Source organism: Caulobacter sp. GW821-FHT05F04, from assembly GCF_059419665.1.
Genome location: NZ_JBWKSF010000007.1, coordinates 250910 through 265773, shown reverse-complemented (window position 1 = coordinate 265773; position 14864 = coordinate 250910). Strand labels below are relative to the sequence as shown.

At 68.4% G+C, this 14864-nt stretch carries 11 protein-coding genes; 2 read left to right on the top strand and 9 right to left on the bottom strand.

Annotated features, from left to right (window positions below; translation table 11 throughout):
* The first annotated feature begins 69 nt into the window (after positions 1-69).
* Positions 70-966, top strand: a complete 897-nt coding sequence (locus tag AC07R7_RS19025) for a LysR family transcriptional regulator (protein ID WP_494636281.1) — start codon at positions 70-72, stop codon at positions 964-966.
* Here AC07R7_RS19025 and AC07R7_RS19020 read toward each other — a convergent pair.
* The 8 genes from AC07R7_RS19020 to AC07R7_RS18985 all read right to left on the bottom strand — a co-directional run bounded on the left by AC07R7_RS19020 (position 963) and on the right by AC07R7_RS18985 (position 11936).
* A complete protein-coding gene (locus AC07R7_RS19020; RefSeq protein WP_494636280.1) occupies positions 963-1481 on the bottom strand; it encodes a MarR family transcriptional regulator in 519 nt (172 codons plus the stop codon). The genes AC07R7_RS19025 and AC07R7_RS19020 overlap by 4 nt on opposite strands.
* Positions 1478-3034, bottom strand: a complete 1557-nt coding sequence (locus tag AC07R7_RS19015) for a serine hydrolase (protein WP_494636279.1) — start codon at positions 3032-3034, stop codon at positions 1478-1480. The genes AC07R7_RS19020 and AC07R7_RS19015 overlap by 4 nt, the downstream gene beginning before the upstream one ends.
* On the bottom strand, positions 3031-4155 hold the full coding sequence (locus AC07R7_RS19010; protein ID WP_494636278.1) for a YkvI family membrane protein: 1125 nt from the start codon (positions 4153-4155) through the stop codon (positions 3031-3033). Before AC07R7_RS19010 ends, AC07R7_RS19015 begins: the two co-directional genes overlap by 4 nt.
* Entirely contained in the window at positions 4152-5213 is a 1062-nt protein-coding gene (locus AC07R7_RS19005; RefSeq protein ID WP_494636277.1) for an N-acetyltransferase DgcN family protein, read from the bottom strand. Before AC07R7_RS19005 ends, AC07R7_RS19010 begins: the two co-directional genes overlap by 4 nt.
* Positions 5214-5217: 4 nt before the next feature.
* A complete protein-coding gene (locus AC07R7_RS19000) occupies positions 5218-7455 on the bottom strand; it encodes a TonB-dependent receptor (protein ID WP_494636276.1) in 2238 nt (745 codons plus the stop codon).
* A gap of 169 nt (positions 7456-7624) precedes the next feature.
* On the bottom strand, positions 7625-8890 hold the full coding sequence (locus AC07R7_RS18995; RefSeq protein WP_494636275.1) for a peptide MFS transporter: 1266 nt from the start codon (positions 8888-8890) through the stop codon (positions 7625-7627).
* Positions 8887-9900 carry a dipeptide epimerase gene (locus tag AC07R7_RS18990; protein WP_494636274.1) on the bottom strand — a complete coding sequence of 338 codons (1014 nt, stop codon included), beginning with the start codon at positions 9898-9900 and terminating at the stop codon, positions 8887-8889. The genes AC07R7_RS18995 and AC07R7_RS18990 overlap by 4 nt, the downstream gene beginning before the upstream one ends.
* Positions 9900-11936: a serine hydrolase domain-containing protein gene (locus tag AC07R7_RS18985; protein ID WP_494636273.1), complete on the bottom strand. Its 2037-nt coding sequence runs from the start codon at positions 11934-11936 to the stop codon at positions 9900-9902. The genes AC07R7_RS18990 and AC07R7_RS18985 overlap by 1 nt, the downstream gene beginning before the upstream one ends.
* A gap of 135 nt (positions 11937-12071) precedes the next feature.
* Between AC07R7_RS18985 and AC07R7_RS18980 the strand changes: the two genes are divergently transcribed.
* The gene (locus AC07R7_RS18980) at positions 12072-12710 is read left to right on the top strand and encodes a helix-turn-helix domain-containing protein (RefSeq protein WP_492884844.1); all 639 of its coding nucleotides are present in this window, start codon (positions 12072-12074) and stop codon (positions 12708-12710) included.
* 88 nt (positions 12711-12798) lie between these two features.
* Here AC07R7_RS18980 and AC07R7_RS18975 read toward each other — a convergent pair whose 3' ends face one another.
* Positions 12799-14847 (bottom strand): 2Fe-2S iron-sulfur cluster-binding protein, encoded by a 2049-nt coding sequence (locus tag AC07R7_RS18975; protein WP_494636272.1) that lies wholly within the window; start codon positions 14845-14847, stop codon positions 12799-12801.
* Positions 14848-14864 lie beyond the last annotated feature (17 nt).

Sequence of the window (14864 nt, the reverse complement as noted above, 5' to 3'; positions counted from 1 at the left end):
TTATTTAGGGCCGTTTCGCTCGCTCTCAAAATATATTAGTTCAGCCAAATTAGGTCGCTGAGAATATCAATGGACGCTCGCCCGCTCCGCCACTTCGTCGCCGTGGCTCAGACCCTGCACTTCGGCCGCGCGGCGGAGCGGCTGGGCATGACCCAGCCGCCGCTCAGCCAGTCGATCATGAGCCTGGAGCGCGACCTGGGCGCGCCGCTGTTCGAGCGAACCAAGCGCAGCGTCCGCCTGACCGCCCTGGGCGAGCAATGGCTTCCGCATGTTCTGGAAGTCCTGGCGGCGCTTGACGGCCTGCCTGGCCTGGCCCAGCGGATGCGCGATGGACAGACCGGCTATCTGGCGCTGTCGTTCGTCAGCACGGCCGACTACAGCGTCCTGCCGTCGCTGGTGCGGCGCTACTCCCAGGCCTATCCGGACGTCGAGATCCGCCTGTTCGAGGCCACCAGCGATGTGCAGATCCCGGCCATCGTCAGCGGCGAGCGCCATGCCGGCATCATCATCCCGCCCGCCGATCATCCCCTGCCGCCGGCCCTCGCCTACCGCCGCCTGCTGCGCGAGCCGCTGGTCGCCGCCGTGCCCAGCGCCTGGATCGAGGACGGCCGCATCGCCCGCGAGACCGAGATGTCCAGCGCCGAGGTGCTGGCCTCGCCGCTGATCCTGTTCCCCAAGCACGTGGCTCCGGCCTTCCACGACCTGGTCACCGGCTATTTCGCATCGCTGGGCGGGGCGGCTCGGATCATCCAGGAGGCCATCCAGATGCAGACCATGATCAGCCTGGTCTCCAGCGGTCTGGGGATCGCCCTCGTGCCAGCTTCGCTGCGAAACCTGGCGCGAGCGGGGGTCGCCTATGTCCCCCTGGCCGGCGCGGCGCCGATGCTGGAGACCGGCTTGGCCTGGCGGCGCGACGATCTCGCCCCCACCCTGGCCAACGTCCTGGCCCTGCTCGACGAAACCTAGCGAGAACCGCCGGTCAACGCTTGGGCGTAGTGCTGGCGGTCGATGATCGGCCGACAGAAGATCAGCGCGCCGTCGATGACAGCGTCCTCGGTCAGGAGGGTTCTGAACCACGCATTGGCTTCGGCCATGCCGCGATGCAGGGCGATGACCCGGTAGCTGTGCTTGCCGGTCACGGCGGCGGCGGTCGAGACGCATGGGTCGTCCCGCAGCCGCGACTCCAGCCGGTCCAGCGCGCCGCCGTCGGTCAGCCGGGTGCGCAGGTCGGCGATGCAGTGGCAGACATCGGCCGGCAGCCTTACGCGGTCGACCAGCTTCAGCAGGCCGCTCTGCTTGAAGCGGGTGATGATCCTAAAGGCCGTGGTCTGCGAGACCTCCAGCATCTGGGCCAGCTCGACCACGGTCGGCAGCGGCTTGCCCTCCAGCCGGGCCATGATCGCCAGATCGGCCTCCAGGGCGGCGCCCGGCCCGGGCGTCACCCTTAAAGATTGCAGCGACGCGGGTTTGACGTGGTTCACGGCGCGCCCTTGGGCGTGAACAGCAGGTCGTGATAATCCCAGCTGAAGTCGGCGATCGGCGACACCGCCCTCATCGTCACCCGCGTGATCTTGCCGTCGGGGTCGAGGTTGAAGGTGACGTAGGCCGGCTCCAGCGTCTTGTCGTCGAAGCGGGTGACGAAGGTGTCGTACTGCCAGTGCTCCAGCTTGCCGGCCATGCGCGGGGTCGACTTGAAGTCGATGCGCAAGGCCCCGTCGCCCTCGGTTACCGCGATGTCCCCGTACCAGGGGTCGGCATAGGTCCCGGCGTACTTGGCCGCGGGCAGCGAAGGCCCGACGCCGGCCGGCTTGACCTGGACGCCGCCCAGGGTCTTCAGCGCGCCGGCGATCAACTGCTTTTTGTAGGCGATGTAGCGCTCGGTCCACGGCTCGGGCTTGACCCCCAGATAGTGGTCCAGCAGCTCCAGCATCATGCCGCGCGGCAGCTCGCCGTCCTCGCTGTTCAGCTCGATCGAGAAGCCGGCGTTGCGGTCGGGAATCAGCACCACCACCGTCTTGAAGCCCAGCACCGCGCCGCTGTGCCAGACGATCTGAGTTCCGCGGTAGTCCTGAATCTCCCAGCCCAGGCCATAGGCCTGGAAGTTGGGCTTGGTGACCTCCATGCCGGGGGGCGCGGGGTCGATCGGCTCGATAACCGTCGGCTGCCACATGGCCTGACTCTGAGCCTCGCTGAACAGCCGCTTGCCGTCCGGCAGGGCGCCGCGGGCCAGTTGCAGCTTCAGCCACTTGGCCATGTCGTTGGCGCTGACGGCCATGCCGCCGGCCGGGGCGGCGCTGCGCGCCAGCTCGTCGCGCTCGTCGAGGATCTCCTGATCGCCGGCCCCGCGCAGGCCTCCGTTCAGTCGCGCGTGCGGCTGTGCGCGGTTGGGGTTGTCGAAGCGGCGCTCGTCGGTGGTCGAGGCGTTCATGCCGGCCGGGACCAGTACATGATCGCGCGTATAGGCCTCCCAGGTCTGACCGGTCACCGCCTCGATCAGCTGGCCGGCCACCATGTAGAGGACGTTGTCGTAGGCGTAGCCGCTGCGGAAACTGGTGGCGGGCTTCAGATAGCGCAAGCGGCGCACGGCCTCGGCGCGCGGGATGTTGCTGCGTGGCACGAACAGCAGGTCGCCCTGCCCCAGGCCGAGGCCGCTGCGGTGGACCAGCAGGTCGCGCACGGTCAGCTCGCGCGTCACCCACGGGTCGTACATCTGGAAGCCCGGCAGGCGATCGGCGACCTTGTCGTCCCAGGACAGCCTGCCAGCGTCGACCAGGGTGGCCAGGGCCGCCGTGGTGAAGGCCTTGCCGGTCGAGCCGATCATGAACAGCGTATCGGCGTCGACCTTGGCCGGGTCGCCCAGCTTGCGGACGCCATAACCCTTGGCGAGCACGGTTTGCCCCTCGTCGACGATGGTGATCGACAGGCCCGGCGCGCCGACCTTTTGGCGCAGGGCCTCGACATGGGCGTCGAAGCCCTTGGGCGGCTGGACGACGGGGCCGGCGGCAAGCGCCGCGGCGAGAATGAGGCTGATCATGGGACCTCCGGCTGGAAGACGGGACGTCGGGCGAAACGAACAAGGCTGACCAGCGCCAGCGGCGCGACGTAGAGCGCGATCAGGGCGTAGGCCAGCAGGCGATAGCCGCCGGCGATCAGGCTCACCAGCCCGACCCGATCGGCCAGCACCATGCAGAACACGAGCAGCGCCAGGGCGCAGGCGGCGCGGGCGCGGACGCCGAACGGCCGTCCCATCCGGACCTGGAAGGCTACGGCGACGCGCTCATTGATGGCGTGGACCGCGCCCGTACCGCTCTCCAGCAGCGCCGCGAAGACCATGAGTTGGAACAGCGCGCGGAAGACCGGCAGGTTCAGCTTGGCCAGCAGCACGTCCGATGGCAGGGCCGCGCCCGTGACGGCTGGCGCATAGGCGCACATGCAGACGAAGAAGACGAAGGCCGGGATCATCGCCAGAGGCCCGGCGATCAGGCCGGCCGTCACCGCGTCCCGATCACTGAGCAGGCGCCGGGTCACCGGCAGGATGATCACCGCGCCGATGATGTTGTAGCCGGCGTAGGTGGTTCCGCCGATCAGGGCGTCGGCCCCGACCTGGACCGGAACCGCGAAGGCGGCGGCGATGTCGGAGCCGAAGGTCGTCAGGGCCAGAACGAGAAACAAGCCATAGACGCCGTAGAGCAGGATCGAGACCCAGGCGAACAACTGCTCGACCACCTTGCTGCCGAAGGCGACGAACCCGGTGACGCCCAGCAGCAGGGCCAGCATCCCCGCCCACTTCGGCGCGCCGAACACCGCATGGCCGATTTCGCCGGCCGCCGCGCCGAACACGGCCAGCACCAGGACGACAAAGAAGGCGTAGGCCAGCTCGAAGGCGATCCAGCCGCGCCCCAGCAGGGCCTGGAAGAAACTCCGATAGTCCCGCGCCCCGGTCGCTCGCGCGAACAGGAAGGTCAGGACGCACATGCCGCTCCAGATCAGCGTCGCCAGGGCCAGGCCGACGAGGCCGCCCCAGGGACCAGCGGGCAGGAAGAACTCGGCGATCTCGCGGCCGGTGGCGTAGCCGCCGCCGATGACGGCGGCCTTGAACGCCAGGCCTGGCAGCAGCCAGCGGCTGAACCAGCCTGGGGCCGCCTTCCCGCTCATGCGAGGCAGGCGTCCAGCAGCCGCTCGAAGGCCGGGCCTCCCCGCAGCGGGTCGGCGGTCGGCAGGCCCAGGCGCTGAGCCACGGCAGCAATTTCGGCCTGGGCGGTCTCGGGCGACAGCTTGCCGGTGTTGAGGCTGATCCCCGCGCAGCGGATATTCGGATTGGTCACCCGCCCCATCAGGACGGTCGCCTCGATCACCGCCTCGATCGACGGCACGGCGTGACCGGGATAGCCGAGGATCTGGGTGCGGCCCGGCTCGTGACAGACCACGAAGACGTCGGGCTGGCTGCCTTGCAACAGACCCAGCGACACCGCGCCGTAGGCGGGGTGCATCAAGGACCCCTGCCCTTCGATCACGTCGACATGGCTGGCCAGCGCGGCGGGACTGAGCATCTCGGCCGCCCCGGCGATGAAATCGGAGACCACCGCGTCGATCGGTATGCCGGCGCCGGCGATCATGATCCCGGTCTGGCCGGTGGCCCGGAAGTCGACATCGACGCCACGTCCACGCAGTCCTCGGGCGATGGCCAGGGCCGCGTACTTCTTGCCGAGAGCGCAATCGGTGCCGACGGTCAGGATCCGGCGGCCCGAGCGGCGCTTGCCCGAGCCGACGGGAATCCCTGTCGGCGGAGTGCGCACGTCGATCAGCCGGCGGCCGGTCCGCTGGGCGGCGGCCTTCAACTCCGGGATATCTCCCAGCTTGGCGTGCATGCCGGAGATGAGGTCGAGCCCCGCCTCCAGCGCCTCGACCAGACCGGCGATCCAGGCTGGCGGGATGATCCCGCCGGCGTTGGCCACGCCGATCACCATGCCCCGCGCGCCCTCGGCCACGGCCTGGGCCGGCGCCAGGGCTGGCAGGCCGGTGCTGACCCGGGCGCCCGGCAGGACGAACTCGCCGACGCAGCGCTCGCCGACCCAGTCGCGCAGGCCGAACGCGGTCTTGGCGTAGCCGGGCTCGACCGTGTCGCCGAGGAACAGGAGGTAGGGCGACGGCAAGGCGCCCTCCATAGCTTCATCGGCCTTCTCGTCCTGGGCGGTTCTGGCGATAGCGGTCATGTGATCAGAAGCCGGCCGTCAGGCTGAGGCCGATCGTGCGCGGCCGGATCACGCCCGTGCCGATCGCGCCGCCCGGATAGACCGGCAGGCCATTGGCGGTGACCGCGCCGGTCGAGATCTTGCCGTCCGAGTCGAAGGCGTTCTTGACGTACGCCTCCAGGTCCACCTTGCCGAAACTGACCCCAACCCGCAGGTCGACGACCTCGTACGAGGGAAGCTGGCGCTGCTGGCTGTGCGCGGCGCGGTACTCGGCGTCGAACATGCCGCTCTGCTTGCCCATCACTCGCAGCGAGGCGCCGACATAGGCCTGCTTGTCGCCGATCGTCCAAGTATAGTCGCCGTTGAAGCCCAGGCTGAGCTTGGGGGTGAACGGCAGCTGATCGCCCTTCTTGCCGCCGACCAGGGCGCTGGTGTCGCCCGAAAGCTTGGCGTCGGTATAGGCGCCGTTGGCCGATACGGTCAGGCCGCTGGCGAGGCGCGCCGTGGCGGTGAACTCGACGCCATCGCTTTTCGCGTCCGCGCCATTGGTGTTGACGCCGAAATTGTTGACCACGGTCAGCAGTTGGACGCCCTTCCAGTCGATGTGGAAGGCGGCGACGTCCAGGCTGAGGCGACGGTCGGCGCTCTCGCCCTTGAAGCCGGCTTCGTAGCTGGTGACCTTGTCCGGCGCGAAGGTGGCCGGGGTGTCGGCCGGCGCGCTGGGCGGGATCACGTTCGGACCGCCCGGACGATAGCCCTTGGCGACGCGGGCATAGACCGCGCGGCGATCGTCGATCTTGAACTTCGGGGCCAGCGAGTAGGTGAAGACGTTGTCCGACGACTTCAGGCCGCTGTTGATCGGCGTACCGCCGGCCAGCACACCCGTGGCCGACTGCCCGGCGACCTGCTTGTTGTGGCTGTAGCGGCCGCCCAGATCGACATCGACCCGCTCGCCCAGATGCACGGTGGCGTTGGCGAAGCCGGCATATTCCTTGTAGCGCGAATTGAGGTCGAGGTTGGCCAGAAGCGGCAGACCGGTAAGCTGGGTCAGCGTGCCCGGCTGGACGGCGATGTACTCCTGGTGGATCAGGCCCTTCTCGTCGGTGAAATAGCCGCCGACCAGCCACTCGAACGGCGCGCCGGCGTTCGAGGCCAGGCGCACTTCCTCGGTATATTTCCGGTTGTTGGTCTTCTGGCCCAGGTAGAGGTCGTTGGCGGGACCGAACACGCTCTCGATCAGGCCGCTGAGGTTGAAAGAGGCGTCGTCGCGCTTGGTCTGGTTCTGCTTGTTGTAGCTGCTTGACGCGGTCAGCGTGCCAAAACCCAGGTCGTAGTTCACCACCGCGTTGTAGATGCGGTATTCGACGTCCGAGAAGGCCGGCGCGAACTGCGACAGGGTCGGGCCGCCGTGCAGGGTCTTCAGGGTGTCGGGATCGCTCTCGACCACGGTCGGGGCGTCGGCCTTGATGTCCTGCAGCACCGCCGTCAGGCGCAGGTCGAATTTGTCGGTCGGCTTGAACAGCAGCGAGGCGCGGCCGCCATAGACCTTGGCGTCGTTGATGTTCCGCTCGACGTCCGAACCGCCGGTTCCGATCGAATCGATGAAGCCGCCGTCCTTGCGGTAGAAGCCCGAGGCGCGGACCGCGACGGTCTCGCCGAGCGGGATGTTGACCATCGCCGTCGTGCGATACGACATCGCGCCGCCCTTGGTGTCCTCGAGCGCGACGCGGGCGCGAGCGATGAAGCCCTTGGTGTCAGGCGTGTTGGTCACGAACTTCAACAGGCCGCCCATCGAGCTCGCGCCATATAGCGTGCCCTGTGGGCCGCGCAGCACCTCGATGCGGGCGATGTCGAACGTATCGAAGTCGCCGGCCAGCACCGCGCCGTTGACGAGGGCGCTGCTCGAGCCGAACGGGGTCTCGTCCATATAGACGGCCACGGTCGAGGCCACGCCCCCCGTGTTGACGCCCCGCATGACCAGGCGACCCTCGCCGGGCGTGCTCTGGTCCAGCTGCAGGCCCGGAACCAGCTTCAGATAGTCGCTGAAATTGGTCGCCTGGTAGGCTTCCAGCGTGTCCCCCGACACGACCGAGATGGCCTGCGGAATGTCGATCAGGGTCTGTTCCCGCTTCTGGGCGGTGACGACGATCTCTTCGACGGTGGAGACGGGCTTGGGACCTTCGTCGGCCGCGAAGGCCGGAGCCCGCATCATCAGGGCGCCGACGGCGCTGGAGATCAGCAGGGTCGCACGATTGAGCTTCATCCAAATTCCCCCTCGTTAAAGCGCCGGCGGCCCCGGTGAGACATCCCCTCCGCCGCGCGCTGCGGCCGCTCGGATTTTTCCGTGCTCGGCCCGCTTGCCATTACGCAAATGTAATCCTGATTAGGACAATGTTATCCCAATCAGAGAATTGTCAACGGCAATCGTGGGGTCAGCCCGCCTCGGCCTTGCGCGCCCAGGGATCGATCAGACGCAGGAGGATCGCCGCGGTCACGGCCAGCCCCGCCAGCAGCGCGAAATAGGCCGTGTGGCTCACCCGGCTCCACAAAGTGCCGACCAGACCCGCGCTAAGGCTGCCCGCGAAGATGGTCAGGTACCAGGCCGCTACGGTGGTCGCGCCGAACCCGGGCGGAGCCAGGCGGGCGAACAGGCCGAGGCCCGTGGGCAGGATGAAAAGTTCGCCGAAGGTGTAGATCCCGAAGAACGCCACCAGCCACAGCCAGTGCGCCCTGCCCCCGCTGAACGCGTCGACGGCGCACAGCAGCAGGAAGGCTCCCGCCACGATCAGCGCGCCGGTCGCCATCCGCTGGGCCGGCGACGCATCCCGTCCGCCGTCGGCGCGTCTCTTCCAGCCGGCCAGCAGTATCGGCGTCATCGCCATGACCAGCAGAGGGTTCAGGGACTGGAACCAGGTCATCGGCACGCGCCAGGATCCGAGCGTCCGGTCGACGCCGGCGTCGGCCCACAAGGCCACGGTGTTGCCGGCCTGCTCGTAGGCGCCGCGGAAGACGGTGACCGACAGCGCGACGCCGGCCAGGGCCAGCACGGTCGGCAAGCCCATGCGCCCCTTGGCGGCGCCGGGCGCGACGTGGGTCTTCTTCTGCTCGGCCGGCAGGTAGCGCTGGCCCCACAGATAGATCAGCAGGCCCGCCAGCATCCCGAAGCCCGCCACGGCGAAGCCGACGTGCCAGCCGAACAGCTCGCCGAGCGTTCCGCACAGAAGCGGCGCGAGAAAACCGCCGATATTGATGCCCAGATAGTAGACGTTGTAGGCCCAGCCGCGCCGGGGATCCCCCTCCGCATAGAGGTCGTTGATCTGGCTGGGCAGGGTCGGCAGGAACAGGCCGTTGCCCAGGGCGATGGTGGCCAGGGCGACATAGAGCAGGTTCGGAAAACCCATCATGAAATGGCCCAGCGCCATGACACTGGCCCCGATGATGATCGCCCGCCGCTTGCCCAGCAGCCGGTCGGCGATCACCCCGCCGACGATGGGCGTGAAATAGGCGCAGGCCGTGTAGGTCCCGTAGATCAGGGACGAGGTCCCCTGGGCGATCAGCAGCTCCTTGGTCATGTAGTAGACCAGCAGGGCGCGCATGCCGAAATAGGAGAACTGCTCCCACATGTTCGTCAGGAACAGGACGGTCAGGCCGCGCGGCTGACCGAACCATGGCGAGGCGTCGAGCGCCTTGCGGCTCATGCGGCCGCCGCCGCGGTCGGGGCGCCCCAGACGCTTTCGCCAGCCCAGACCGCGCCGTCGCGATAGACCACGCTCGGCGGCCGATCCTTCGCCAGGAAGGTCGGGCCATCCAGGTCGACCAGATCGCAGACCTGGCCCAGCACGAAGCCCGGCCCGGTGGCCAGACTCGTGCCCACCATGGTCCCGACCATGACGCCCAGGCCCAGGCGCCGGGCCTTGGCGGCCATCAGCAGGCCTTCCGTCAGCCCGCCGCACTTGTCGAGCTTGATGTTGATGACCTGGAAGCGGCCCACCGCGGCCGAGACATCGGCCAGCGAGACGCAACTCTCGTCGGCGGCGATCGGGATCGGACTGTGGAAGCCTTCCAGCTCGTGCTCGTGGCCACGCGCCAGGGGTTGCTCCAGCAGAGAGACGCGTTCTTCGACCAGCGTTTCGACCAAGCTCTCCAGGTCGGCGCGGACGAAGCCCTGGTTGCCGTCTACGCCCAGCCAAGCGTCTGGTCGCGCGGCGCGGATGGCCCGCACCCGCGCCTGATCCAGCGGCAGGTCGCCGGTCAGCTTGATCTTGATCGATTTGGCCTGGACGTAAGCCGTCGCGCCCTTGGCCATGGCTTCCGGCGTATCGGCGCCGAGGGTGAAGGTGGTGCGCAACGGCTGAGGCGCGTCCAGTCCCGCCAGCCGCCAGACCGGCAAGCCGGTCCGCGCGGCTTCCAGCTCCCACAGGGCGCAGTCGACGGCGTTACGGGCCCCGCCGGGCGGCAGAATGAAACGCAGCGCCTCCCGCGTCGGCCCGGCCTCGATCGCCTCGCGGACGGCCTCGAGCTGAGCCCGCATGCTGTCGACGGTCTCCTTCAGAAAGAAGACCCCGGACGCTTCTCCCCTACCCTTCTGGCCGGCCTCCGACAGCGTCACGACGATGATGTCGGACGTGTCGAAGACGTGGCCGGCGATGCGGAAGGGCTGAGCCAGCCGGAGCGTCTCGTCGGCGATGTCCAGGGTCAGCCGGCCCATCAGTAGTTCACCGACATGCCCAGGAGGTGGAAAGCCAGGGCGACGTAGAACAGCAGCAGGGTCGAGAGCAGCAGCAGCACGCTCCACAGCTTGCGCGCCCAGCTACGGCCGTCGGTCCAGGTCAGCCAGGCGTTCCAGCCGGCCGTGACAAGCGCCACCGGGAAGATGACCCAGCCCAACCCCTGCAGGAGCAGCATCACGCCGTCCATGGCGCCGGCCAGGGCCGCGGCGCTGGAGGTCAGCTGGATCATGCCCACGACCCAGCCGATCAGCAGGGCCAGCAGCAGGCCGGCGCCGATCCGCGAGGCGCGCGAGGCCGTCAGGGCCTTGCCCGAGATGTCCGGGCTGGCCTTGTAGCGGCGACGCACCAGGGCCACGACCGGCCAGTAGAGGAAGGTCAGGACCAGGACGCCGATGCTGACGAGCATCGCCGGCAGCGCCCAGGTCATGTCGCGGGCGGCCGGGGCGCGGTCGAACACCATGAACGGCGAGCCGAAATCCCAGCTCCAGCGGACCGGCTTGCCGTCCGCCACCTGGGCGGCCAGGCGATCGTGGCCGCCGACCTCGCGCCAGACGTACGGGGCGATCTCGACCCATTCCTTGGGACGGCCATTGGCCCCCAGCACGCTGGGGATGATTAGCTCGCCCTTGGGGCCAACGGCGATCTTGGCCTGACCCACGGCGTAGAACAGCGACAGGAAGCTGCTGTCGGCCCGCCGGCTGGCCCACCATGCGCCGGCCATGGCCTTGGCGTGCTCGGCCGAGACCTTGGCGTCGACCTTGCCGTCGGGGGCGCCGGCATAGGGCAGATAGCGGTCTGAAAAGTCACGGAAGATGGCGGTGCGCAACGTCCCCGCCGCGCCCTCTCGACCGCCGCTGTTCAGCGACAGATAGAGGCCGACGTGCTCGTCCATGTAGAGGTGCAGCGAGGAGTGGAAGCCCTCGGTGTCGCCAAGATGGCCGATAACGTAGCGGCCGTTGATCGAGGTCTGGAAGAAACCCAGCTCCATGCGGTCCAGCGGCGGGATCAGCGACTTGGGATCCACCTTGTCCAGGGGGCTGTAGTGCATCGTGCGGGCCGTCTCGGGCGACAGGATGCGCGCGCCGTCCAGTTCGCCGCCCTGCAGATGGGCGATCATGAAGCGGCCCATGTCCGCGCCCGTTGACGAGGCCGAGCCGGCCGGAGCCGGGCCGACGATCTCGAAGCCCTTCGCGGGCTTGCCAGGCTTTGAATAGCCCTGGGCGTCCGTGCCGGTCAGGTTGGCGGGCAGCGGCTGGCGGAACGTGGTGTTGGCCATCTTCAGCGGGCCGATGACGTGGCGGTCGAGATAGTCGTTGAATGTCTCGCCCGTCACGCGCTCGACGATGTAGGCCGCCAGGGCCGTGCCGTAGTTCGAATAGGCCGGCGTGGTCCCCGCGTCGAAGATACGATGCGGCAGGTGCTTCTTGAGATAGTCGCCCAGCGCCGGCTCGCGCTGACCATAGAAGATGAGCGCCTTGGCGACTTCCTCGAAGCCGGCCGTATGGGTCATCAACTGGCGCGTGGTGATCGGCTTGCCGTGGTAAGGTGGGATTTTGAAGTCGAGGTACTGGTTGACGTCGGCGTCCAGGTCGATCTTGCCGGCCTCGACCTGCTGCATCACCGCCGTCCAGGTGAACAGCTTCGAGATCGAGCCGGGGCGGAACAGGGTCTTGTAGGGATCGACCGCCGTGCGCTTGTCGCGATCGGCATAGCCGAAGCCGCGCGTCGTCAGGATCTGGCCGTCCTTGACCACCGTGACCACCGCGCCGGGAATATCGCCGGTGCGCAGGGCGTAGGGCATGTAGCCGTCCAGCCACAGGTCGACATCGGCCTTGGTCAGGGCGGGCGCTGTCGCCATCGCCACCGGAACCGAGACGGACGGGGTGGCCTTCGCCGGCGCGATCGCCCTGGCGACCGGCGGCGACGCCGTTTCCTGTCGCGTCTGCCCTTGTGCGGAGCCCAGCCCCGCGAGCAGCGCGACGATCGCGACGGCTGCCCCCTTGATCGCCCGCATGCGTTCTCTCCCCTCGCCTGACGGCAGGATTGCCCCCGCACGGCCAAGCCGATAAATTGGAAGCAACAATCCTGATTAGGACAATTGCTATCCTGATTGGAGAATTCGTCAACCGCCTTCGAGGAGTCGCGGCGCGTGCCTGCTAATGTCCACACGCTTGGAACCCTGCTTCGTGGACTGAGAGATCGCGAGGGCTGGACCCTCAAGCAGATGAGCGAGAAGAGCGGTATCCCCGTCTCGACGCTCTCCAAGGTCGAGCACGACCGCCTGACCCTGACCTACGACAAGCTGCAGCAGCTTTCGCAGCGGTTGGGCATGCGCATGTCGGAGCTGTTCGCCGAGGATCAGGCCGCCCCGCCGCCGGCGGTCATGGCGCGCCGCAGCCTGGGCGATATCGAGCGCGCCGTGCGCGTCCAGACCCCTAACTACGACTACTACTACCTGTGCACCGAACTGCGCGGGAAACGGATGATCCCGGTGATCACCAAGATCCGCGCCAAGAGCGCCGAGCAGTTCGGCGACCTCGTGCGTCACGCCGGCGAGGAATACATCTTCGTCCTGAAGGGTCGGATCGTCGTGACCACCGAGTTCTACGACCCCGTGATCCTGGAGGCCGGCCAGTCGATCTATCTCGACTCAGCCATGGGCCACGCCTACCTCGCCGCGGAAGGCTGCGACGAGGCCGAGGTGTTGGGGGTCATGTCCAGCGAAGACGAGGAACTGATGAAAGCGCTCCTCGACATCCACGAGGACCAGAAGCAGGCGCGGCGTTAGGCGGGGCGATCAACCCCGCGGTTGCGTCGTTGGTCACGCCCGCGCCCGCCCGAGGGCGGCGGACGCGACACGGATCTCTCCTGGAGGTTCAAAGGGCCAGATGCAGCGCCTCGCCTTCGGCGGCCGGAACGGCGCAGCAGATCAGCGCCTCGTCCTCGGCGACCGAAGCGGTCGGCGACGTGAGATAGGAGACAGCGCCTTGCAGCACCCTGGTCTTGCATGAACCGCAAGTTCCGGCTCGGCAGCTGAACTCAGGCTGCAGACCCCGCGCCTCGGCCAACTCCAGCAACGTGCCCGAGCCGGGCTCCCAACGGGCCTCCTTGGACGACTCCATGAAGAACACCGGCTTGGAGCTGGTCGCCGGCGGCGGGCCGGCCGTCGCGGGCGCGACGCCAAGGTCCGACGTGCGTTGCAGCGAGGCGGGGCCGAACGCCTCGGCGTGGATGCGCCTGTCGGCGACGTTCAGGCCGCGCAAGCCGTCATAGACCGCCTGCATGAAGCCCGGCGGCCCGCACAGATAGAAGTCGTAGTCGTCGAACGGCAACTCGGCGCGCAGGACGTCCATGTCGAGGCGACCCACCAGGTCGTAGTCGTCGCTCTCCGCGCCTTCCGCATCGCTGAGGATGCGCGTCAGGCGGATCGCCCCCTGCCCCGCCTCGACCAGGGCCGCGAGCTCCTCGTCGAACGCCCGCTCGGCCTTGGTCCGCGCGGTCTGGAAGATCCAGGTCGGCCGCACGCCGCGCGTACGGAAGCCCTCGAACAGGAGGTGTCGGGCCATGGCGATCATCGGGGTGATGCCGACGCCGGCCGCCAACAGCACCGCCGGGCGCTTTTCGCTGGCGTCGATGATGAAGTCGCCGGCCGGGGCGCGGGCCTCGATCAGGTCGCCCTCGCGGATCTGGTCGTGGAGGTATCGGGAGACCGCGCCCTCGCGCTTGACGCTGATCCGGTAGAACGGATCCGACGGCGCGACCGACAGGGTGTAGGTGCGGATGACGGGCCGCCGATCGCCCGGAAGTTGGACGCGGATGGGCAGGTGCTGGCCGGCCAGGTGCGGGATAGCCACCACGCCGTCGGCGGGCTCCAGTTCGAACGAACGGATCGTCGCGCTCTCGCGAGTGATCTTCCTGACCCGGAACGGCCGCCAGCGACCGGCCAGCTCGGCGGCCTTGAGCCGGGCCGCCGTCGCGTCCCAGTCGCCGGTGATCAGGGCGTTGGGCGAGGCGCCGTTCGCACGGTCCGTCCAGCGAACCGGCAGGACGCTCCGACGACGGACAATCGTAGTCGGGCGCACCCGCCACAGACGCTCCGCGCCCTGGAACGCCGCGATCTCGGGCGAGTCCAGCACCACCTCGGCCTCGCCGGTCAGCTGCAGCATGTCGCCCGTCGCGAAATCGACGAACACCAGACCCGCCTTGCCGTTCAGCCGGATGTTGCCCAGCGTGTTGAAGAACAGATTGCCGGCGAAGTCCGGGATGGTCAGGACGCCGTCCTCGCCGATCCGCACGAAGCCGGGCTTGCCGCCCCGGTGCGAGACATCGACCTGCCGGCCGTTCTCGTCGCTGTAGGACGCCACGAAGAAGGCGTCGGCCGCGCCAATCACCCGGCGAGCATCGGCGTCCAGGTCCGCGAAGGTCTCGACCTGGCCGGCAAAGGGCGCGGTCGGATCGCCCGCCACCGCGAAGTCGCGCAGCTGGATGTATTGCGGGCAGTTGCCGTAGCTCTGACCGACCGTGACGTCGAAGCCGTAGGCCTGACGGCGCGCGGTTCCGTTCATGCGGTTACGGCGGCGCGTATGCAGCTCGATGCCCAGCAGGCCAACGGGATCGCCGTCCTCCAAGCCCGCGTCGGCCGGATCGCTGGGTTGGCGCACGGCCTTGATCGCCAGGGTGTGGATGTCAGGCGAGCTGATGAAACCCGGCTGACCGGCGACGATCGTCGCCCAGGGCGCGCCCGCCGGATCGACACCGCCGACCACCAGGAACGGCAGCTGCGGGAAGAACGCGCGGTGCTGGTCCAGCAGGAAGTCGCGGATCACGCGACGGCCGACGTCTTCCATCCGCGCCTCGACGCCGACGCTGCGCTGGATCTCGACCTCGCCGCGATGCCAGGGAGAGGGCTTTTCGGTGGTGGTCATGGCCCGCTCCCCGGCGC

Excerpts from the sequence above, each read along its gene's own strand:
- AC07R7_RS18990 (WP_494636274.1), bottom strand. The coding sequence starts at position 9,900 with ATGGGCCGGCTGACCCTGGACATCGCCGACGAGACGCTCCGGCTGGCT.
- AC07R7_RS18985 (WP_494636273.1), bottom strand. The coding sequence starts at position 11,936 with ATGCGGGCGATCAAGGGGGCAGCCGTCGCGATCGTCGCGCTGCTCGCG.
- AC07R7_RS18975 (WP_494636272.1), bottom strand. The coding sequence starts at position 14,847 with ATGACCACCACCGAAAAGCCCTCTCCCTGGCATCGCGGCGAGGTCGAG.
- AC07R7_RS19025 (WP_494636281.1), top strand. The coding sequence starts at position 70 with ATGGACGCTCGCCCGCTCCGCCACTTCGTCGCCGTGGCTCAGACCCTG.
- AC07R7_RS19010 (WP_494636278.1), bottom strand. The coding sequence starts at position 4,155 with ATGAGCGGGAAGGCGGCCCCAGGCTGGTTCAGCCGCTGGCTGCTGCCA.
- AC07R7_RS19005 (WP_494636277.1), bottom strand. The coding sequence starts at position 5,213 with ATGACCGCTATCGCCAGAACCGCCCAGGACGAGAAGGCCGATGAAGCT.
- AC07R7_RS19015 (WP_494636279.1), bottom strand. The coding sequence starts at position 3,034 with ATGATCAGCCTCATTCTCGCCGCGGCGCTTGCCGCCGGCCCCGTCGTC.
- AC07R7_RS19000 (WP_494636276.1), bottom strand. The coding sequence starts at position 7,455 with ATGAAGCTCAATCGTGCGACCCTGCTGATCTCCAGCGCCGTCGGCGCC.
- AC07R7_RS18995 (WP_494636275.1), bottom strand. The coding sequence starts at position 8,890 with ATGAGCCGCAAGGCGCTCGACGCCTCGCCATGGTTCGGTCAGCCGCGC.